A 19,725-nucleotide genomic window follows, 5' to 3' on the forward strand; every position below is an offset into this window, starting at 1 on the left:
TTAAAGCTGCTTTCTATATTCTAAAAGATTAACGAAATAGCCATGCGATTTAAGGGATTTTTTCCACCCACGCCGACCGATAATGATAAGTTCTTTCGCCCCTTTTTCTTTATAATAGGCTTCAATTTGGGGAATAAGCTTCGTTAAGGGTGCTCCTCCTTTTCCCCCAAGCGTGACAATAACCGCCCTTAATGCTCCAGTGACAAGTTTCTGTAACTCTGTTGTGACATGCGCCATAAAGTTTTCCTGCTCATCCACAATAATCCAGAGAAGCTTATCCCCCTTCAAAATATCGTTTAAAATAGTCTGCGGAGTATAATCATCAGGGAACTTTTTATGAAAATAAGCTATTGATTTTATAACCTTATCCAAATAGGGGGCCATTTGTTCCGCACTCCATTTTTGCGTGTTATAAATTCTAAAACTCATCTTATACCTGCGGGTTTCAGTGTCACATCAAAGCCTGTTATATGAGTCCATGGTGTGCTTTCTGGTATTCTAAGCCGCAAAGCATGATAGCGTGCCCTAGAGCGGATATTGTACATCCCACTGCTATAGCCCGCGTAACGCTCTTTCGCCCAATTTAATTGACCTCTATTATCAATGATAAAAGCAGCTCCAACGCTTAAAAGACCATTTGTCGTATCTGCTTGAACAAAAGCCTCACTCATAAGATTAATCTGTCTGCCTGTATCTCCTACAGTTTGTGAAGCAATGACAGCTTCCATAGGAGGACCAGCAAAAAAACCAAATCTATTGTCCGGTGTAAATGCTCCCAATATTGGCGCGCCATTTTGCCACATTTTACTATCAAGAGAAGCACGTAAATCTCTCAAGCATCCTTGTACTTCGTCTAAGCCTTCTAAGGTATAACCTGCCGCAAAGAGGGGGAATAAGAGAAGTCTCTGCCCTTTAATGACGCTCCATATTTGCAAGAGCCAATCATAAACATAGATATTCATCCCCATCATATCGTCGTTTATAGAAAAATAAACGCGTGAATAGACCGGATCAATACAGGCTTTCATCTCATCAATGGCAAAATTACTGTAAAGCGTAAAGATAGTTTTATCGACCTTACCAAAACCAATAGGCAACATTTCCCCTGTACTATTGATTTGATAAAAACCATCATCAGAAACAAAGAAAGTATAGTCTCCACGGCTTGCAATCGCAGTGCTGCTTTTTGCCCCTATTTTGTCTTTTATTTTTACAAAACTAAATATTATTTTAGACCCTGGAACAAAGGTTGCATGATAAATGGCAGAACGCATAAAAATCAGTGGGTTGGTTGCTTGTGTTGCTCCTTGCACATATTCACCATCTGGAAAATCCTGATAATCGCAACTTTTCTCACCAACCTTCCAGTGTGTCGCATCATTGAGACCTGACCAGTGAACACGATTTGGCTTATCTGTTAATTTCATCAAACAGATAAAATCTCCCCAAATACGAACAAGTCCAGCCCGCGGGGGATTACCCCCCAAATCATCAAATCTCTCTGCTGTCTTCAAGGCAAATATTTGCGGCGCATCATTGTTATTAACAGCAATGATATAATCGCCAAAGACAGCAAAAGACCAAGGTGCCATTTCATTGGCATGATATTGTTCCCCAAGCTTGCTAACATCTTTCCACCTGCGCGTGCTGTTATCATATTCGTAAAGCTTTGTTGATGTCCCTACAATAATCCGCACACCACTCAATGACCTTACCGCATAGACCCCCAAAATAACATCCGGAAAAGGTTCTGAAACGGGTGCAACTTTGGGAACTGGAATATAGGAATTGGGTGCTGGCAAAACATTCACAATCTCACGAGAATAACCATTATTAATAAATGCAACATCTGGTCTAAACTCAGCAATAGGAATAAAGGTCATCAGAAATCCGTATGTTGAACTCTCAACAAATTCTTGCGCCGTGACGTTTCAATTTGTAGCGCATCAAGTTGCTCTTGAAACATAGCAAAGGCTGCTGCCGCCATCTGTGGTTCTTTAATAATATTCGTATAAATTTCATATTTTGCGCGGGTTTTGATCAGTTCATAGGCTTCTAAAAACCATATTGAGGCTTCTTGTATGCTCTCAATGTCTTTTATTCTCATAGGGTCAAGAATAAGCCTGATAGAATAAATACGATCTGGGATTGGATACAAAATAAGCTTTTGTTCAAAATAACTGTATCGCGTGGGCATGCCATGGTTACAATCATTCTCAAGGTTTTCAATGACGAGTGGATCTGTATGCAAAAGCTTTGATTTGCTGTGATTATCTTCATAAATGTAAGCATCAACAATGCGAACAGCAGCCGGAATAACTGGATTTTCCTCTGCTCCATAGCGGCTTTTCCCCTTTAAAGTGGTAAAAACAACTTCACGACTTTCATTAAAATAAAAGGGCAATCGTTCACAAAATCGAATGGCTGAAAATATTGCCTTTTGAACTTGATCAACATACTCATCTGTTTGATCGTCTATTTCATCCTGAATATCATTCACCATCTGAATGAAATTTTTATCATGAGGAACAATGGTCTGTTTGTCTCCAATCGGACCACCTGTCTGTACTATTATTGTCATATTACTCTCTTCCAAATGTCTTAGAATATTTTGAGAGAAGAGGGGACGCAAAAAAACAAACGCCCCCTTGCGCCTTTAACGATTTGTGTAAAACTCAACAATCACCTCAACATCCCCTTTGCTGCTTTTCTTGTCTCGTGTCATGTAAATCGTATTTTCAACCTCTAACGGAACATCGCGTTCCTCCATGGGTATGTACACATTGCTATCGGTAGATTGCGTAAGCCCTACATCTCCATAATCATTACCATGAGGCTCTTTTCCAAATGTCGCTGTTACATCTTCAAAATCCGTCATAGCATAAATTTTAATGCTTTTTATAAAAGCCCCTCGGGGTAGAACACCAATTTTCGTTATCAACCCTTGATCTGTACATTTAACACGCGCCCGTAAAAAACTAACCTGCTGCGTAGAGTTATTGCGTCCTTGCAAAACAGGTGGCAATCCCTCATCTGTCATGCCAACAGTTTCCTGTGTAATTAGCGATTTTTCTGCCATAATTGTCATCCTTTAATAATTAGCTTGCTTCAGCAAAAGAAGGGATAACAATCGTGCCAAAGTCTTGTCCCCCTTGATCAGAATGCGGCAATGTATAGCGTGACTTTTTCATGCCGATAATAGTTTTTGCAGCCAGACCAAATTCACGTTGATAATCAAACAATTCTTCAACAAGTTTATAACGCGTCTCACTATTTTCCTCATTGCTTCCTGTTGCACCATTACCAATACGCCCATAAGCCATGATGATACTTTGCGCACCAAGCAAAACAGCACGACGAACAGATGGCACAGGCTCTTGTGTCTTTGAATTAACACCATTAGGGACATGCTCTGCTTCACGCAAAATGACACCATTATACATCCCCAAAGAACCATTAAAAATTGGATTCTTCGCTCCAGAGCCATCATAAGCTGCCTTGGTAATGTCTAACCATTGACCACTCTTGGTATTGGTACGCAATTGAGTTACCTGTATTGGATGGAGATACATCACATAAGCCGATTTCCCATCAACACGAACAGGACGCAAACGTGGATTTGCCAATTTAGCACGTTCAACAGCTTGATCGATAAGATCTAATGTAAAAACATCCTCTTTTGTAAGCTCTTCATCAGTTTTTTTCTTAGCTGGGCGAATAACACGCAATTTGCTTGGCTCTGATGGCGCGTTAAAACCATAATGCACCGGTTTAAGCGTTATGGTGCGTCCTTCAAACTGCATCCATGGTGCGGTATAGCCTGCTGCCTGAATAAAGAACATCAAACTTAAGCGATCTGCATACCAATCAACAAGCCCATCCTTTGCTTCCTGACGCAAACTAAAGGGAATACGCTGTTGATCAATAGAGCCTTCATATTTAATGCGCACCGCATGAGTAAGCTCGTTGATGTGCACCTTTTCATTCATAAATTGGAGTGCTTCTTCATTGCCTTCCAGCGTTTGTCCCTCGCTAACGCCATCCCCCATCAGTTGGACTCTTAATCCACTCGTCACAGCGTCACCAGCGGATTTTTCTAGCATATCCAATACTTGAATAATGCTGTTTTTGCTTTTTCCCATCAGCGGTGCAATGGGCAACGCTTTTGAAGTTTCTGTGTTTAGCATCTTAGCCCAAACGCCAACGGCTAATGGGGCATTGAGCTTTACTTCTGTTACTGCCATTTCAATTAATGCCTTTCTTGGTTTTAAAACTCGCCTTGCGGCTACCCCAAACGATAACAATCACTTGGTTCTCTCTGTTGCGCCACCACGCACATCTCACGTTCTGCTCATAATTTGTTCAAATTTTTCGGGATTTTTCTCAACCCATACAGCAAATTCGGCATCTGGCATGGAAAAGAGCGTTCTCATATCCATACCGCCTGTTGGAACTTGTCCACCCCGCGCTGTAAGTGTCCGCGCTGCTTGAGAGCGCTCTTGAAGGGTTTCCACTTCATCCTTTATTGGTGCTCCACTATAGCCAAAAGCCTTTGCTTTTTGCACCAGCACCTCTATTGGGTTTATACCTGCTTTCTGACACTGCTGGCATATTTGGCGCAATTCAGCACCAATTTGCTGTTGCCGTGCTGCGGGATCTTTCCATTGTGGATAAAGATCTGCCTGCGCTTGTAGGACACTATCTGCTCTTTCATAGAGATAATCAGTGATACTGTCTAAATCCGGATATTTATCTTGTACCTGCGCTTTGGCTTCTTCAAAATAATCCCCTAACTTTTGGCGTTCATATTCCTCTTGATTCAAACGTTCTTGGCTCTCTCTTATGCGAGAAAACTCATCAAGCAATTTCTGTTGTTCCTGTACCTTATGACTAAGCCATGCAACATGTGCTTTTGGATCATCTTCTAGGGTAGGGATATTTTCATCGCGGCGTCTTACCGCCTCTTCTTGCATTTGTGCATATTTTTGTGCAAACTCAATGGCAAGTTCACGCGCTTCCATAGCCTTTTGCTCTGCCTTTTGGCGTGCTTGTCGTTCTTGCTCTATCACACCAGAATTTGGCTGCTCCTGAAGTGGTTCTACAGATGGCTGCTGAGAACTTTCTTCCGCATTAAAAGCTTCCCTAACTTGCTCAGGCTCAACTAACTCAACAGGACGATCACTGGCAAAATGTTCGTCATAGATTGCTTGTTCTTCAGGAGTAAACTTTTCTTCCATCTTCTGTTCCTTCAATGTGGTATTAATCTTTTTGTCAAAACGCGGTAGTGTTCCAACTGTGCTTGTAAGGATTTGCGCTCTAGATCACGCTGCGCTATCTCATTTTTTGCCCGTTGAAGTTCAAGCTGCATGCGTGCCTGTTCTTGCTTCAAAAAAAGCTCAATATTTTTCTGCTGCAACGCTAACTGCTTTTGTTGTGCATCAAGTTGATAAAGCGTGCCTTTTGCTTGCGCTTCTTGCTGGAGAGCAGCAATCTTTGCTTGTTGCTCTGGATTTAATTGTGTTCCTTGGTTTTGTTGCATCATTTGCTGCTGTTGTTGTTCTTGTTGCGCCTGCTGTGCTTTTGCCGTTAAATTTGCCACCAATGTTGCCGGTAATGGGGAAAGCTTTAAAAGATCTGGAATCATCTCCGGTGTTAAGAAACCACCAAGCAACGGCAACATTTGCGTAATCGCTGCAAAAGTTCTCTCTTTTTCATTGGGACTTGTTGGTGAATCATCAACAATAATGTCGTATTCAAGCTTTGTGACAGCTTCACGTGTTAAGGGCACATACTGCGCATTTTCTGGTCCAGAAATACGAACCAAACGCCCATCGGAAAGATAGTTTTGAATCAAATAAAGGATAATCTTTCCCTGTCGACATCGATAAAGCTTAAGATTATCAAATAAACCCGCAAGCAAATTAAGCGTTGATTGCCGGCGTGTATTTTCCAATACATTCGCTTGATTAACCTCTCTTGTGCCTATAAACTCTGCCGACAATCCCGTTACGTGCGTTATCGCTTCACGCGATTCATTAAACAACTGAAAAAAGCCATTAGGGAATTGTGCACTTGGCTTTGGTTGGATTTTTCCTCCTGTAAGCGCCCCGTTTTTAACCCACGTAATCGTATCGGTTCGTGTCCAATTTTCGAGTGCTTGGCGCTCATCATCAAAAGCTCCTCGTTCTGCCATCAAACCACCTTTGGCTTGACTGTTTAAAATATACATGACTTGGCTAAAATATTTATTCGACCATTTTTGTGGGTCTTTTGCGGGGCGAACAATCCCGTAAAACTGGTTTTTAAGCTTATCCAGCGTGCCTGTGATACATTCCCAGCCAAGCTGTCCATCTGGTGCTAAGGGTTTATCAGGCTTTGCTAAAAGACGCCGTCCCAGAAAAGCGCGCTTAACCACCTTTTTATTAAAACGCACCCCTTGAAGTTGTGGAGCCACCCTTTGAAGCTGTTCGAACTCTTGTTTGCTATAACTGCGCATCTGTCCTGTTTGAAGATCAGGTGCCTTGAAATAAACTTCATATTCAAACCAACGGCATTCAACTAGCGTAACATAGCGTTTTTCAGAAGCTGACTGTGATAAAGAATCTGCATTGGCATGATCATTATAAGCATCAAGTGAGACATGATACTCCTCACAAGCGGTTGTATTATCTGTTGCCCAATCAGCATGGAGATCTTCAACTGCTACATCAGGAAAAAGACTTTTAGCATCCTCAACGGGTTTACGATCAACATACCACATACGCTGTGCATCAATGAGATTGGGTCTTACAGCATTGGCATCCCAAACCATTTTCAGTGGATCTAAGCGTTGAATAGCAGGAATTCCTTCAGGATCTGTCTCATAATCAAGCCGTGTATCTGTCCAGCCCATGCCACAAATGACCATATCCTGAAAAGCATCGGAATCGGCATATTCCGCCTCTGCCTCATCACGAAACCATTCTGCTGCTCCAGTGAGCAATTCATTGGATATTGCGGCTCCTGCTTGCCTTGGTTGAAACTGCACTTCACGCTTATTATTACGCTCTGCCCCAACAATTGCGTTGACAAGGGGTGCAATACGGTTAAAGGTCATAACAGGGCGGCGTTGCGCCTTCAAAACCGCCAGATCTTCCTCAGCCCATTGACGACCATTATAAAAATCAAAATCTTCACGCGCCTGTTCACGCCATTCATTGACGTGTTCAACATCTTCCTTATACCAAGATTTTAAGCGCCTATAGAGTTCATATTCATCAAAATCTGCCGTTTTTTTAGAGTTATGACTTAGAATGCCATCCATGATGCCGCTTCTCTTTCTATAGCGCGATAACGTTCTTGTTGCGGTTTAATGCGTGGTGCTTCATAAACAATGCACATCAAACCAAAGGCATCCGCACCATGACTGGACCAATCATGTTCTGCCCCCAAGCCAATGCCGCGCTTCTCATCCCATTTCTCATGATACCAATTCAGCGCCTTACGACCCGCTACAGTTGTCTCTTCATGAAACCAAACAGAGGGTAAAATACGCCGCACCGCCTCGATCCGCATCTTGACAGCACCAGCCCCTTGATGAGGGATCACTTGCGTTTCAAAGCCCGCATCATTTAACGCACTCTCAAAACTCACATTATGTACACGGTCCCTTGTTGCGCCATCATGGGGAAGAACCATCAATGCCTTCTCATAGCCATTGCGACGTAACCAGCCTATATGCTCGGATAACGGCTGCCCTTGTGCTTCGTAATAATCCAAAACACGGATCTCTCTGCCAACAAATTGCGCTATCCATATCGCCGTCGCATCTGCCTTGGCACCCGTGCCCCCAATATCCCAAAAGGCACGCATCTGCATTAAAGGATCACGTGCAACACGCCCTATCCGTCCCTCCTGCTCGGCTGCTAACATTTCCTTTTGATAGTAAGCGCCTTGAACAGCGGTAAGATAAGCCCCCTCCCATATATGTTTATAGGTCTCTGGACGATTCTTCAGATCATCAAGCCGCGCTTCATTCAAGATCTTGGGAAATTTCGGATTGTCTGACCAGTTGATCTCTACACGCTTAATGGCTTCATTGTTTGAAAAGCGAAACCGCCTTTCAACCGGTGCATTATCTCGTAAGGGGTTCCACGTTACCCATAACTCTGCTCTCCACCCCTCACCTTCTTCACGTAAAGTCGGTATAAGCGTTTGCCAAGCTGTCTCTGTCACAGGCTCTGCCTCATCAACCCAACAGAGCAAAATGCGCCCCATGGATTTGATACTGGCTATATTACGATCTAGTCCCGAAAACTGAAAAGCAATACGACCATCAATCGACTTAATCGAAGATTCTCCAACCTTATAGTAGTCCTTTAAAAAGTCATGACCTTCAATGGCCCGTTTAATCTCCTCTAAAGAACTCTCTGCGAGAGAATTTTGAAACTGACGTGCGCAAAGGATAGTGCCTGATATTCCTCCCATGCCAAATTGATAGCCTTTTAAAGCCGCCATCAAAGCAAAGGATCTTGTCTTTCCAGACCCTCGTCCTCCCCAAGCAGCACGCACCGCCGCCTTACCTGTAAAAATCGCTATAAGCTTTGGGACAATCTTAATCTGTCGTGTTGTCATGACCCAAAGGCGCGATTTCCACGCGCCCTATCATCTTAATCGCCCCGCCATCCTCCCCTGTCACTTGCAATGGCAACACCTTACCAAGCAACGCTAAATAAGCGGCGGGGCATTTAAGTGCCTGTTTTTCCAGATAAGAGATTAATCCTTCTTTACCATATTTACTGCCTGCTCGTTTAGCAGCTTCAATGACTGACTCTTTCAAAAGGCTCGTTGTTTTATTGGGTACGCCTTTTACCCGCCCTTTTCCTGCATTGGGTGGCAATTTTTTTGGGTGCAAAGTCATCTCTGTATTTTCTGCTGTCATAAAATACTTTCTCCCAATAACAAAAAGCCCCGCAAAACACAGGGCTCTCAGTAATCATGTCAATTTAATAAAAGAAGTTGAGGGGGAATTATCTACTGTAATTTTAGACGCAATTCGACCACTACAGCAGCTCTATAAAACACCATTATTCACGCCATGTCAACAAAAAAATCACGATATTGTATATTTTTTATTTTCTTGCCTAAATATAGTGTCTTTAGCACCAAGCAACACCTCACAATTGTATCCTCTAAAAGAATCAATTATATGACTGATAATTAATAAATGGGGGGAAACAATGCGTGATATTGTCATAGTAATAGTGGGTATACTCATACTATGGAGTATAGTCTCTGACATGTGGGAAGAAGCAGAAAATGGTCGGAATACAGAATTTCAAGGTACTCTTTTATTAGTCATAGTACTCGGTGTGCTTTGGTATCTTGAATTTTCAAGAAACTTTTTATTAATAGTGGCAATTTTGCTGTTTGCTTGGAGAAATTACCTAGGAATAATAGCAAATTCTGAACATGATCGCTTAGTCGAATACTCTCAGATGGCATTTGATTATGAGAATGAAAAAATTAATAAAGCGATTATACAACGAAACGAAGCGGTTAAGGAAAATAGTAGGATGGTCGATAGACACTACAAAGCGATTAAGGAGCGAGACAAAACAATTGAAGAATTATCCGAAAAGCTTTGGCAACAACAAAAACAGATAATGATAATGGAGAAACAGAATGAATCTGGTTGAGAAAAAAATCAATTAAAGGTTCAATACTATGACTGATAATTAATAAAAAGGAGAAATTTTAGTGTTATTTTTCAAAATAAGCAGCTCTATTAGCCATAGTGATCAATGGGCTTTTTCTTTCTGATTATACCAATAGTGAACTCCCTATTCATTATCAATCTGCTAATATTGATCAAAGTTTATATGAAAGAATTAAAGTTTTACAAAAGCAGTACAAAGCAGAACAGCATCCAAAAAAGATTTTATCAGATAGTGGAATTAATCAATATAACATTTCGTTTTCCACTGTCTCTGATTATGAAAAACCTCAACGACGTATAACATTCGATGATTTAATAATTGTAATAGAAGTACTCGTATTTATTAGTATAATGTCCATCATCATTAACTTACTTTGGCGCTTTAAATTGAAAATTCCTGCTTATTTCTTTTTATTAACAACCGCTCTAATTAGTTGCGCCGTATTACTCCTTTTAATCTTTGATTAAAGATCAAAATATTTTATAAAAGATTTACCTTAACCTTTATATATATTTTTTCTATGTCCAACAGCCAAAACTAATACGACAAGCTCCTTATCATAGAGTTCACAAAGTATCCTGTAATCTCCTACACGATATCTCCATAAACCTGAGAATTGTCCTTTTAAGGGCTTACCTATTACACGCACATCTTCAAGAGGAGCAACGTGTTGATCTAAAAAATCAACAATCCGCCGTGCTTCTTTTTTATCGCATTTTTTAAAAAACTAAGAGCTTTTTTTTCATATCTAATCGTCCAAGCCAAGCTCTTTCCTCACCTCTTCAGAGCTATAAAAAGTACCCTCTCCCTTTCGAACGCGCTCTCTTACTTGTGAGGCTAAATAATAATCCTCTGCTTCCTCTATGCCACGTTCAATAATCTCGCGTAAATAAAAAGACTTTGTACGTCCTGTCTTAGCAGCTAAATTATTCAAACGTGTTTCGAGATCACTTGGCAACCGAATAGATATCGTCATGATGGAATCCTCATATTTGTATTCACTGCAATACAAATACAACGCATTGTACAGAAAAACGTTTCACGTCAAAGCGAAAGAAACAACATAAAACATTTACCATTTATTTTTTTTATCAAAATATTTATGAAGCGCGTTCAGAGCAATCTGCAATGAATTTACAAGATGTGGTAATATTTGATCTTCACTAACAAGATATTGTAGAGCTGCATAAAGATTATACTGTTTATAGAGGCATTGTGTTTCTTTGATTACCTCTTGCATGCTACAAAACTGCTCTGTTGCACGTTCAACCCACTTCTCTCTTGCTTTGTCATCAGAAGATGATGGCATTTCATCATAAACAGCGCTTGGCAAACCTTTTGCACACGAATAGTCATTTCTCACTTCAAGATATTTTTGCGTAGCGTCATACTGGTCTTGAGTAAGCACGCCTTGCAAACAAAGCCGCCCAACATAAGACCCCGCAAGTGGATTTTTAGCCTCTTCTATGGTCAAACCAAAGCGTTTAGCACGCATTTCAACTGCCAATTGATTAACAGGGTCTTGACGTACTTTCACTTGTGAAATGTAGGCATCTTTCTTTCTCATACATCCCCCGTATCTGTGGAAATCCACATTCTTATTTTTGCTCTATTTTTTAATCAAAATGGCATGCTGTCATGAGCAGATATGCCATAATCATCAGCACCTGAAGCGATAGCATAACTTTGAGAAGTGACAGACGAAGAGGACGCAGATTGCTCTTTCTTTGCATCAAGTAAATGCAACTCGCCTTTATATTGTGGCAGGACAATTTCTGTTGTGTAACGGTCATGTCCATTTTTATCTTGCCATTTACGGGTTTGTAATTTGCCTTCTATGTAAACCTTTGAACCTTTGTGTAGATACTGAAGTGCTATTTTTGCAAAATGCGGATTAAAAACCACTACGGAATGCCATTCTGTTTTTTCTACTTTTTGGTGCGTATTTTTATTCATATAGCTTTCAAAGGTTGCCATACGAAAATTGACTACCTCAGCACCAGAAGTCATCGTTTTGCTCTCAGGATCATCCCCTAAATAGCCAATTAACATCACTTTATTGAGCATGTTTTCACTTACCTTAAATTGTATTTAAATATGTAAAAAATCTTAGCACAATTTGTTTATTTTTTCCATTATTTCAAATAGATATTATTTATTATTAACATATAACATTATGTTTTATATGACGAAATTAATAAATAATCGATTGACTAAATGCATTGTGTATCGTATCAAGTAACAAAAGGGGTCATATATGGCAATCGTTAGTTTCAAGCATAAAGGGTTGAAGTTGTTTTTCGAAAGAGGAATTGTTAAAGGAATACAACCTGCACATGCTAAAAAATTAGCAAATATTTTAGTGATTTTAGATACGATATCCGCTCCTGAACAAATGACTATTAAATCATACCGTCTCCACGAGCTTACAGGCGATTTAAAAGGCTATTGGTCAATGCGTGTTAATGCAAATTGGCGTGTTACTTTTCGTTTTATTGGAACAAATGTTGAACTTGTTGATTACCAAGATTACCATTAATTTTTGAGGTGTTATCATGATGTACAATCCCCCACACCCTGGTGGTATTTTGAAAGAAGAGTTGCTTGATGAACGAGGATTGACAATAACAGAGGCAGCAAATCGTCTCGGCGTTGCGCGCTTAACTTTATCACGTGTTTTGAATTGTCATGCAGCAATTAGCATTAATTTAGCTTTACGCTTAGAAATAGCTGGTTTAAACGACGCAGAATTTTGGCTTAAATTGCAACAAAAGCATGATTTATGGCAAGCTCGGCATAATAACCCCATGCCGGATATTTCGTCTTTAGAGCAAGTAAGCCATCCTTAGCAATTAAGACTTGGCTTGACCGTTTTTTCGCTTAAAACACATCAAATGTTTTTTGATAATTTTTTAATTTCTCTATTGATCTCATCTATGAGAGGTTCGTAATTAAGAACGCTTCTTGGCAAATTACCTCCATATCTCCACGCTTTTACTTGCGCTTTGGTGCTAAAGTCCGCATTCTCAGGTATTTTGTAATACTGACCGCCATCAAATTTTTCACACTCTCTTGTACCGTCTTCATATTCGTAGAGATTATAAAAATACTCAGCGGCTCCATCTCCCCACGGCACATATCCAACAGCGGTTGCAACAAATTTTTTTTGCATGGGCTGTTTACGGTTTTTTAAGAGCAAATGTTTTAAAATGGGCATGTTTTCATCCTATATTTTACCAATAGCGTTATTTGTCTCAAATTTGACCGTATGGTGCGTTTTATGTTCCTAATGTGGTTTGATCAAAAAAGTTCTAAATCGCGCTGTACGGTGCCTTTTTGTCGATTTAAACGCATATCTAATCCAAAATGATCAGCACTTTTCACTATTTTGCTACCACTTCAATCTTTTTCACGCTTTCTCCAATGCCCTTTAAAATCTTTTCACGTTCCTGCTTGTGAACAAGCGTAAGTGGTCTAAAATGCTCTCTCGCTGCTTGTTCTTTTAGTGTTTTCTTGCGTGTATTTTCAAATGCTTTACCGACACTCTCAACTTTTGAAAGAAGAGTATTCTCATAAGCTTTTAAAAAAGTTTGGCATAAACAGAAAATAAATTAAAAGAACCAATACAATCAAAATTCCCAAACTCTGCTTATACCCTATTGATTCCTCTTAAACATGGCGATCCCGACAGGATTCGAACCTGTGACCCACGGCTTAGAAGGCCGTTGCTCTATCCAGCTGAGCTACGGGACCAGCTGATCATTTTCACAATACAGAACAGCACCCTTAGCTCAATGCGTCCAAGATTGTTGCCTATCACTGCGAAAATTATCAGAATAAGAAACAACACGCCGAATCGGCTTATGCATTTTTTCTACACGATAAGGAATAGCATTCTTGCGTGCAAAAGCAACCGCCTCTTCCTTCTTATTAAAGCGGATCTTTACCTGATTATTCATATCAGACGTAGCTGTATACCCCATAAGAGGCTCAAGCATTTTTGCTTTTATCGGCTCATACTGTAGAATCCAAAAACCCGTATTGCCTCTACCGGACTGCATAGCTGTCTTAGCAGGACTATAAATACGCGCGATCATGGTTCTTTTCCCTCAAATTAGAAAACGCTTAAATGGCAATTTCTCACCACACGCACCCAATTGGTCCACTCTCTCACACCAAAGCAAATATGGTCGGAGCGATAGGATTCGAACCTACGACCCCCTGATCCCAAATCAGGTGCGCTACCAGGCTGCGCTACGCTCCGCCATTTACATTTACTTGATGCATATTCCCTAAAATTTTCACAACAGAAGTGCAAGAGAAAAACACATTTTTTTTAATTTTGTTGCATTTCTCTACAAGAAAGAGCTTTTCAAAGCTTTTCTCTGCTAAGGAATAACTTACAGAAACAACAAAAACGATACCCACAAAAGGAAAAGCCCTATCTCCGTAAACAAAGCAACCGGCTTCTTCATAAAACTTGCAAATTACCCTTATTGTTTTGAGAGAACTTTAATGCTAACAACAACATCTAACAAATATAATTGCAGCAACAGAAATGACCTGAGAATCATAAAAAAATCTTAAAGAGCACATAAAACTACAACATTTCCACATCACAGATATAAAATCTAGCAGGCATCACAGGAACTATTAATCACCAACGCCCCTCCAATGCTGACAATTATTCTTACTTTTTGAAAATCCCGCACTTTCTTAACTCTCTCAGCAGTGAATAAATTAAAAAACAAACGTTTTTGCATTTAAGTCATATAAAGTCTCGTTATAGAAAAAAAGAAAGAATCCTCCTCAGTTAAATTGCTTTGGCAAACCTAACGAGCTTGTGTAAACTATAAAAAGAGAACAGAGTCATAAATTAAAAAGCTTACAACATTGAGACAACGAGCGCATTTAAAAAGGTAAAAATGCTCTCACGTAGAAAAATAATCAAAAGAAATACCCTTTTTATCCACCTTCAACAGATGTAGCGAAAATAAAAAACCTAAATAAAGATATTTCTCTCCACACACTGAAATAGTAATAGAAAAGTGATTTCTATTAAACAACTTACAGCATGCTTAAAATAGTTTTCATTGAACTTGCATATTAAGGACTTCACCAATGACAGCACGCGTTATTTTGCTTTTTCTTTGTAATGCCAACCGATCAACAGAGTCAATAACACGCTTCAACGAAAACAAAGAACGCTCACAACGGTTTACAAGATAATAAACAGTATCCGGATGAACAGTAATCTGTCTATCAGAAAAAAGTTTAAAAGCAACAGCTGTTAACAATGCATCATCAGGCTGATTGATCGCAACTAACATAATCGAATTAAGGCGACTTTTAAGATCATTTAACTTTAAATTCCATGTTGAAGGTACTGTACGTGCCGTCATCAACAAAGTAGCTTGGCACATATCAAGATTTGCTTGCTTAACGCTATTAATTAAGTGAAAAAGCCCTGTCTCACTGATTTCACCCAAATCAATATCCTCGATTAAAAATGATCTACCTGAAGAAGCCACAGCAATAGCTTGATCGATCTCATTGCGATGAAATCTTAAAGCATCCGCTTTCTCAGCCCATACACTAGAAAAGTGGGTTTTACCAGATCCTTCTTTTCCAACTAAAACTGCAATAGGTAAGATCCAATTCGGCCAATGATCAATAAGCTGAAAAGCCATACGATTGCTCTCCGTTACCACCAAGTCATCAAATTGGAAAATCGGATTATAAGAAAAATTCAAGGGTAATTGTGTTTCACGCTTATTCATTCTAGCCTCTCCGAATTTCCACTTCGCGAATACATCTGAGAATTAAGATAAGTATGAAGAGCAAAACGAACCAAAACACCAACAGCAGCAGCCGCAGGAACAGCAATAAGCATACCAGTGAAACCAAAGAGTGAAGAAAAAGCAAAAAGCGCAAACATTAACCATACCGGATGCAGCCCCACTGACGAACCCACAAGTTTTGGTTGAAGAATATAGCCTTCAATGAATTGACCAATTAAAAATATAACCATAACAACAATGATCCACCCCCAATTATTTGGGTAGAACTGGACCCACGCAACACCAACAGAGAGTAAAAAACCACTCATTGTACCAATATAAGGAACAAAACTAATAAGGCCAATAAACATACCAATTAAAAGACCAAAATTGAGCTCCGTAATGGTCAAACCAATAGCATAATATCCCCCCAATATTAAACAAGCTGTTCCTTGACCACGAACAAAACCAGCGATAGCTCTATCCATTTCATGAAAAATACTGCGAACAGTTTCAAGATGATCCCGTGGTATCAACGAATCAACTGCTGTAACCATACGTGGCCAATCCAATAACATGTAAAACGCCACCACAGGTGCCACAACAAAGAGACTGACGATATTTACGAGAGATTTTCCTGATTTCAAAAGTGAATTCAAGAGAGATGTAATAAAATCAGAACTTTGTCCTAAAAGCCCCTTAATATTACTCTGTAATTCATTTGGATCACTTCCAAAATAGCGTCTAACCCAATCAAAATCATGTTCAACGAAAAAAGTTTGAATACGATTAATATAAACGGGCAACCCATCGTTCATAAATTGCTGTATTTGCCAACTGATAATAGGAATCAAAATGATTAAAGCAGCAACAAAAACCACAACAATAAACAAAGTAATGAGAATAGTGCCAAAAACACGACGAATACGAAATTTTTCAAGCAATTGAACAATCGGATTAAGAAAGTAAGCCAACACAATCCCTGCTACAAAAGGAAGCAAAATTGATCCAAAAACAAGCATAAAAAGAATGAAAAAAATCAGCGCACCAAGCCAGAAAAAAATTTGCTTTTTCATATTATTTGGTAACGGTACTTGAGTATAAGCTGGCACATAAATCTGACGAATATCACGGGATCCATTCTCACGAACTTTCTTTTTCATAAACTGCAAAGCAGAATGATCATGGTTATCTGATATCTTACTCATAAAATATCCTAAAAAAAACTCTTCACAAAAATTATAAACTTCTTTTACATGGGTCACAAGCAAAGTCGTTTATTTTCTTATCAATATCTCTTGCAGAGATGACCCTATCATGGCATTGCATAATATCAAAACCTGATTTCCCATAAGGAAAATTCTAATGAACAATCAAGATCTTATAAATGATAAATCTAAGAACGGTCTTACCTACGCAAAAGCCGGTGTAAACATCGATATGGGTAATGCCATGGTAGAAAAAATTAAACCCTTCATACGCGCAACAAAACGAGCAGGAACAGATGCAGAAATCGGCGGCTTTGGCGGACTCTTTGATTTAAAAGCAGCAGGATTCACCGATCCCATCCTCGTAGCGGCCAATGACGGGGTGGGAACAAAACTAAAAATTGCTATTGAAGTAGGTATTCATGATACCATTGGTATTGATCTGGTAGCCATGTGCGTCAATGATTTACTTGTACAAGGTGCTGAGCCGCTCTTTTTTCTCGATTATTTTGCAACTGGAAAACTTGACCCTGAACAAGGTGCGGCTATCGTTTCTGGTATTGCAAAAGGATGCCAGCAAGCAGGTGCAGCTCTTATTGGCGGAGAAACTGCAGAAATGCCTGATATGTATGCGAAAGGAGATTATGATTTAGCAGGTTTTGCCGTAGGAGCTGCTGAACGTAGTGCATTATTACCTTCAAAAGACCTTACAGAAGGTGATATTATTTTAGGTCTTAGCTCATCTGGAATTCATTCCAACGGTTTCTCTCTCGTCAGACGAATCATTCAACAAAGTGATCTAAAATGGAATGATCATGCCCCTTTTAATCCTCAAATGAATCTTGGCACAGCACTTCTCACACCAACACGTATTTATGTAAAATCTCTCTTGCCCATTATAAAAAGTTACAAAGGAATTAAAGCTCTTGCTCATATTACGGGAGGCGGCTTTCTTGAAAATATTCCCCGCGTACTTCCCTCATCTCTCTGTGCTGAAATTAATCTTTCTGCCATTCATGTTCCATCAATTTTTTCATGGATTGCCAAACAAGGAAAAATAGAGAAGATAGAGATGCTACGAACATTCAATTGTGGTGTTGGCATGATCATAATCGTAGCGCAACATGAGGTTGAAAAAGTTACTCAAGAACTTAAAATGCAAGGAGAAACAGTTACTTTACTCGGCAAATTAACAAAACGCCAAAACAAAGGAATTACTTTTAAAGGTGCACTTCACTTATGAAAAAACAAATTGTTGTTTTTATTTCCGGCAACGGCTCTAATATGGTTGCTCTGGTTAAAGCAAGCAAACAAAAAGAATATCCTGCTGAAATCATCGCAGTTATTTGCGATAATCCTCATGCTAAAGGCATTGAAAAAGCACGTGACAATCATTTGCCCATTCATATTATTGATCGCAAGGATTATCCAACTAAAGAAGCATATGAAGAATCTATCTTTAAGGTTTTAGCCAAATATCAGCCGGATCTTATCTGCTTTGCTGGTTACATGCGCCTCATCTCATCTCGTTTCGTAAAACTCTATGAAGGAAAAATTTTAAACATTCACCCTTCTCTTTTGCCTTCATTTAAAGGTCTAAAAACACATGAACGAGTTTTACAAGCAGGTGTTAAAATCACTGGTTGCACTGTTCACCTTGTTACAGAAGATATGGATTCAGGTAAGATTCTTGCCCAAGCAGCTGTTCCAATATGTCCTAATGATACAGCCGATAGCTTAGCGCAAAGAGTTCTTAAGGCTGAACATAAACTCTACCCCGAAGCTTTAAAAGCATTCATTGAAGGAAACAACAAAATAACAGATGCTCAACAACAACTTTTATCCTTTTGAGTACATAAACAAATAGATTGCTGCATTACAAAATCTCAATTTATTCTTCAACTCCTACATTTTGAGATCTATAAGAAATTTTTCATGATGAAATAACATTATTGATTTATAAAGATAATTAATAAGTTTTACAACTTAAATATAAAATTCGAATATATAATAGTAAGATTCTTTTGTTTTAAATTCTCTTAGTAATGAATCAGGAAAAACATTCTCTTACACATTATAGTGCGATTGGTATGTAAATAAAAGCCGTTTTAGAAAAGAAAAAATATACCCCTTATGAAACTGTATAAATACAAAAGTAGTCAAAATATTAAAGTTTAGAAAATACAATTATAGTAATAATTTTATTTTCATAAGTACAAAAGTAACAATATTTAATGGATTTTGCATTATACTATTCACAAACACTGTCATAAAATGGGGTTGGAAGAAATAAGAGATATTTTTTAAAAGCAGTTGCGTGAATAGTAAAAAATGGAGTTTTTTTTTTGCGTGAAAGAGATTCCCCTATCAAAAAATGAAAGAAACAAAAGCGTGAGGCAATGGGTAATTTACATCACTTAAAACATATTGCTTTGGACACTTTTGAAAGTCGCAAAACGAATTAAAGGGTAAAAGATGAAAACTGATTTGTACCTTTACAACCCCCATATTATGCCCCAATTAGACTGTCTCTCCATTTTAGAGCTTACCCAAACAGATATACGCAATATTTCGCTCCAATTTAGAATACAAAAGCTCGAACAACTTATAAAGCTCTTGCTCTTTTTAATCTCTGTTTTAAAAATAATGCTACCTTAAGTCTAGTTTTACAAACAATAGAAAAAACTTTATTAGGAATAAAAACGCCATAAAATGCAAAACTTACCAGCTATTAATTAGAAAGAATGTCCAGTTTTTTATAAAAACACTAAGCAAAACAACAACATTTATACATTTGGCTTTATGTTTTCTTATGCTTACAGGCGTTCATACAAGTTTCTTATGTCATAATTAATAAAGATCATTCAACAAATTCATCGCCTTCCCAAAAATGATTTTACTCTTTCTTTCTCCATTCGTGCTACTTTCACATTCAGTCATGGAAAAATATATCAGTGAAATTGAGCTTGAAGCATATCCGCATAGGTTTCGCTCTAATTTACGTGAGTGTCTAAAAGAAAAAAAACTAATATCTTTATG

23 protein-coding genes and 2 tRNA genes are annotated in these 19,725 nt (G+C 38.8%); 6 read left to right on the forward strand and 19 right to left on the reverse strand.

Going from position 1 to position 19,725, the window contains the following annotated elements; translation table 11 throughout:
• The 9 genes from AYT27_RS04765 to AYT27_RS04805 form a co-directional block, all read right to left on the reverse strand.
• Nucleotides 1–384, reverse strand: a complete 384-nt coding sequence (locus tag AYT27_RS04765; RefSeq protein ID WP_034447844.1) for a hypothetical protein — start codon at nucleotides 382–384, stop codon at nucleotides 1–3.
• Nucleotides 385–425: 41 nt separating this feature from the next.
• Entirely contained in the window at nucleotides 426–1,883 is a 1,458-nt protein-coding gene (locus AYT27_RS04770) for a hypothetical protein (RefSeq protein WP_011180817.1), read from the reverse strand.
• Nucleotides 1,883–2,581: a phage adaptor protein gene (locus AYT27_RS04775; RefSeq protein ID WP_011180818.1), complete on the reverse strand. Its 699-nt coding sequence runs from the start codon at nucleotides 2,579–2,581 to the stop codon at nucleotides 1,883–1,885. Before AYT27_RS04775 ends, AYT27_RS04770 begins: the two co-directional genes overlap by 1 nt.
• Nucleotides 2,582–2,656: 75 nt before the next feature.
• On the reverse strand, nucleotides 2,657–3,079 hold the full coding sequence (locus AYT27_RS04780) for a hypothetical protein (protein ID WP_011180819.1): 423 nt from the start codon (nucleotides 3,077–3,079) through the stop codon (nucleotides 2,657–2,659).
• A 19-nt stretch (nucleotides 3,080–3,098) separates the two neighbouring features.
• A complete protein-coding gene (locus AYT27_RS04785) occupies nucleotides 3,099–4,244 on the reverse strand; it encodes a N4-gp56 family major capsid protein (protein ID WP_011180820.1) in 1,146 nt (381 codons plus the stop codon).
• 96 nt (nucleotides 4,245–4,340) lie between these two features.
• Nucleotides 4,341–5,237 carry a hypothetical protein gene (locus tag AYT27_RS04790; protein ID WP_011180821.1) on the reverse strand — a complete coding sequence of 299 codons (897 nt, stop codon included), beginning with the start codon at nucleotides 5,235–5,237 and terminating at the stop codon, nucleotides 4,341–4,343.
• An 11-nt stretch (nucleotides 5,238–5,248) separates the two neighbouring features.
• Nucleotides 5,249–7,303 carry a portal protein gene (locus tag AYT27_RS04795; RefSeq protein WP_011180822.1) on the reverse strand — a complete coding sequence of 685 codons (2,055 nt, stop codon included), beginning with the start codon at nucleotides 7,301–7,303 and terminating at the stop codon, nucleotides 5,249–5,251.
• Nucleotides 7,288–8,613: a PBSX family phage terminase large subunit gene (locus AYT27_RS04800; RefSeq protein WP_011180823.1), complete on the reverse strand. Its 1,326-nt coding sequence runs from the start codon at nucleotides 8,611–8,613 to the stop codon at nucleotides 7,288–7,290. Before AYT27_RS04800 ends, AYT27_RS04795 begins: the two co-directional genes overlap by 16 nt.
• Nucleotides 8,594–8,920 (reverse strand): hypothetical protein, encoded by a 327-nt coding sequence (locus tag AYT27_RS04805; protein WP_011180626.1) that lies wholly within the window; start codon nucleotides 8,918–8,920, stop codon nucleotides 8,594–8,596. Before AYT27_RS04805 ends, AYT27_RS04800 begins: the two co-directional genes overlap by 20 nt.
• Before the next feature lie 298 nt (nucleotides 8,921–9,218).
• On the opposite strand from AYT27_RS04805, the gene AYT27_RS04815 reads away from it, so the two are divergent.
• Both AYT27_RS04815 and AYT27_RS04820 read left to right on the forward strand, forming a co-directional pair.
• Entirely contained in the window at nucleotides 9,219–9,677 is a 459-nt protein-coding gene (locus AYT27_RS04815) for a hypothetical protein (protein ID WP_011180624.1), read from the forward strand.
• A gap of 98 nt (nucleotides 9,678–9,775) precedes the next feature.
• Nucleotides 9,776–10,165, forward strand: coding sequence for a hypothetical protein (locus tag AYT27_RS04820; RefSeq protein ID WP_011180623.1), 390 nt, complete (start codon nucleotides 9,776–9,778; stop codon nucleotides 10,163–10,165).
• A 29-nt stretch (nucleotides 10,166–10,194) separates the two neighbouring features.
• On the opposite strand, the gene AYT27_RS09750 is transcribed toward AYT27_RS04820, so the two are convergent.
• The 4 genes from AYT27_RS09750 to ssb all read right to left on the reverse strand — a co-directional run bounded on the left by AYT27_RS09750 (nucleotide 10,195) and on the right by ssb (nucleotide 11,765).
• On the reverse strand, nucleotides 10,195–10,347 hold the full coding sequence (locus AYT27_RS09750; protein ID WP_236087019.1) for a type II toxin-antitoxin system RelE family toxin: 153 nt from the start codon (nucleotides 10,345–10,347) through the stop codon (nucleotides 10,195–10,197).
• A gap of 99 nt (nucleotides 10,348–10,446) precedes the next feature.
• The gene (gene relB, locus AYT27_RS04830; protein ID WP_034447857.1) at nucleotides 10,447–10,674 is read right to left on the reverse strand and encodes a type II toxin-antitoxin system RelB family antitoxin; all 228 of its coding nucleotides are present in this window, start codon (nucleotides 10,672–10,674) and stop codon (nucleotides 10,447–10,449) included.
• A 96-nt stretch (nucleotides 10,675–10,770) separates the two neighbouring features.
• A complete protein-coding gene (locus tag AYT27_RS04835; protein ID WP_011180825.1) occupies nucleotides 10,771–11,265 on the reverse strand; it encodes a hypothetical protein in 495 nt (164 codons plus the stop codon).
• 53 nt (nucleotides 11,266–11,318) lie between these two features.
• The gene (ssb, locus tag AYT27_RS04840) at nucleotides 11,319–11,765 is read right to left on the reverse strand and encodes a single-stranded DNA-binding protein (RefSeq protein ID WP_011180617.1); all 447 of its coding nucleotides are present in this window, start codon (nucleotides 11,763–11,765) and stop codon (nucleotides 11,319–11,321) included.
• A gap of 190 nt (nucleotides 11,766–11,955) precedes the next feature.
• Here ssb and AYT27_RS04845 point away from each other — a divergent pair, with 190 nt between their 5' ends.
• Both AYT27_RS04845 and AYT27_RS04850 read left to right on the forward strand, forming a co-directional pair.
• Nucleotides 11,956–12,237: a type II toxin-antitoxin system RelE/ParE family toxin gene (locus tag AYT27_RS04845; protein WP_011180826.1), complete on the forward strand. Its 282-nt coding sequence runs from the start codon at nucleotides 11,956–11,958 to the stop codon at nucleotides 12,235–12,237.
• Nucleotides 12,238–12,253: 16 nt separating this feature from the next.
• Nucleotides 12,254–12,547 (forward strand): HigA family addiction module antitoxin, encoded by a 294-nt coding sequence (locus tag AYT27_RS04850; RefSeq protein ID WP_034447441.1) that lies wholly within the window; start codon nucleotides 12,254–12,256, stop codon nucleotides 12,545–12,547.
• Between the two features lie 41 nt (nucleotides 12,548–12,588).
• Here the strand turns inward: AYT27_RS04850 and AYT27_RS04855 are convergent, their stop codons facing one another.
• From AYT27_RS04855 to AYT27_RS04880, 6 genes are all read right to left on the reverse strand, one after another.
• Nucleotides 12,589–12,915, reverse strand: coding sequence for a hypothetical protein (locus AYT27_RS04855; protein WP_011180827.1), 327 nt, complete (start codon nucleotides 12,913–12,915; stop codon nucleotides 12,589–12,591).
• A gap of 459 nt (nucleotides 12,916–13,374) precedes the next feature.
• Nucleotides 13,375–13,451, reverse strand: a tRNA-Arg gene (locus AYT27_RS04860).
• 38 nt (nucleotides 13,452–13,489) lie between these two features.
• Nucleotides 13,490–13,795 (reverse strand): ETC complex I subunit, encoded by a 306-nt coding sequence (locus AYT27_RS04865; protein WP_011180828.1) that lies wholly within the window; start codon nucleotides 13,793–13,795, stop codon nucleotides 13,490–13,492.
• 90 nt (nucleotides 13,796–13,885) lie between these two features.
• A tRNA-Pro gene (locus AYT27_RS04870) sits at nucleotides 13,886–13,962 on the reverse strand.
• A gap of 826 nt (nucleotides 13,963–14,788) precedes the next feature.
• Complete coding sequence (gene hdaA, locus AYT27_RS04875; RefSeq protein WP_011180829.1) at nucleotides 14,789–15,478, reverse strand: DnaA regulatory inactivator HdaA; 690 nt, start codon at nucleotides 15,476–15,478, stop codon at nucleotides 14,789–14,791.
• On the reverse strand, nucleotides 15,475–16,686 hold the full coding sequence (locus AYT27_RS04880) for an AI-2E family transporter (RefSeq protein ID WP_011180830.1): 1,212 nt from the start codon (nucleotides 16,684–16,686) through the stop codon (nucleotides 15,475–15,477). The genes hdaA and AYT27_RS04880 overlap by 4 nt, the downstream gene beginning before the upstream one ends.
• A 157-nt stretch (nucleotides 16,687–16,843) precedes the next feature.
• On the opposite strand from AYT27_RS04880, the gene purM reads away from it, so the two are divergent.
• Both purM and purN read left to right on the forward strand, forming a co-directional pair.
• The gene (purM, locus tag AYT27_RS04885; protein ID WP_011180831.1) at nucleotides 16,844–17,929 is read left to right on the forward strand and encodes a phosphoribosylformylglycinamidine cyclo-ligase; all 1,086 of its coding nucleotides are present in this window, start codon (nucleotides 16,844–16,846) and stop codon (nucleotides 17,927–17,929) included.
• On the forward strand, nucleotides 17,926–18,537 hold the full coding sequence (purN, locus tag AYT27_RS04890; RefSeq protein WP_011180832.1) for a phosphoribosylglycinamide formyltransferase: 612 nt from the start codon (nucleotides 17,926–17,928) through the stop codon (nucleotides 18,535–18,537). Before purM ends, purN begins: the two co-directional genes overlap by 4 nt.
• The last annotated feature ends 1,188 nt before the right edge of the window (nucleotides 18,538–19,725 follow it).

The organism is Bartonella henselae str. Houston-1 (genome assembly GCF_000046705.1).
Lineage (GTDB): Bacteria > Pseudomonadota > Alphaproteobacteria > Rhizobiales > Rhizobiaceae > Bartonella > Bartonella henselae.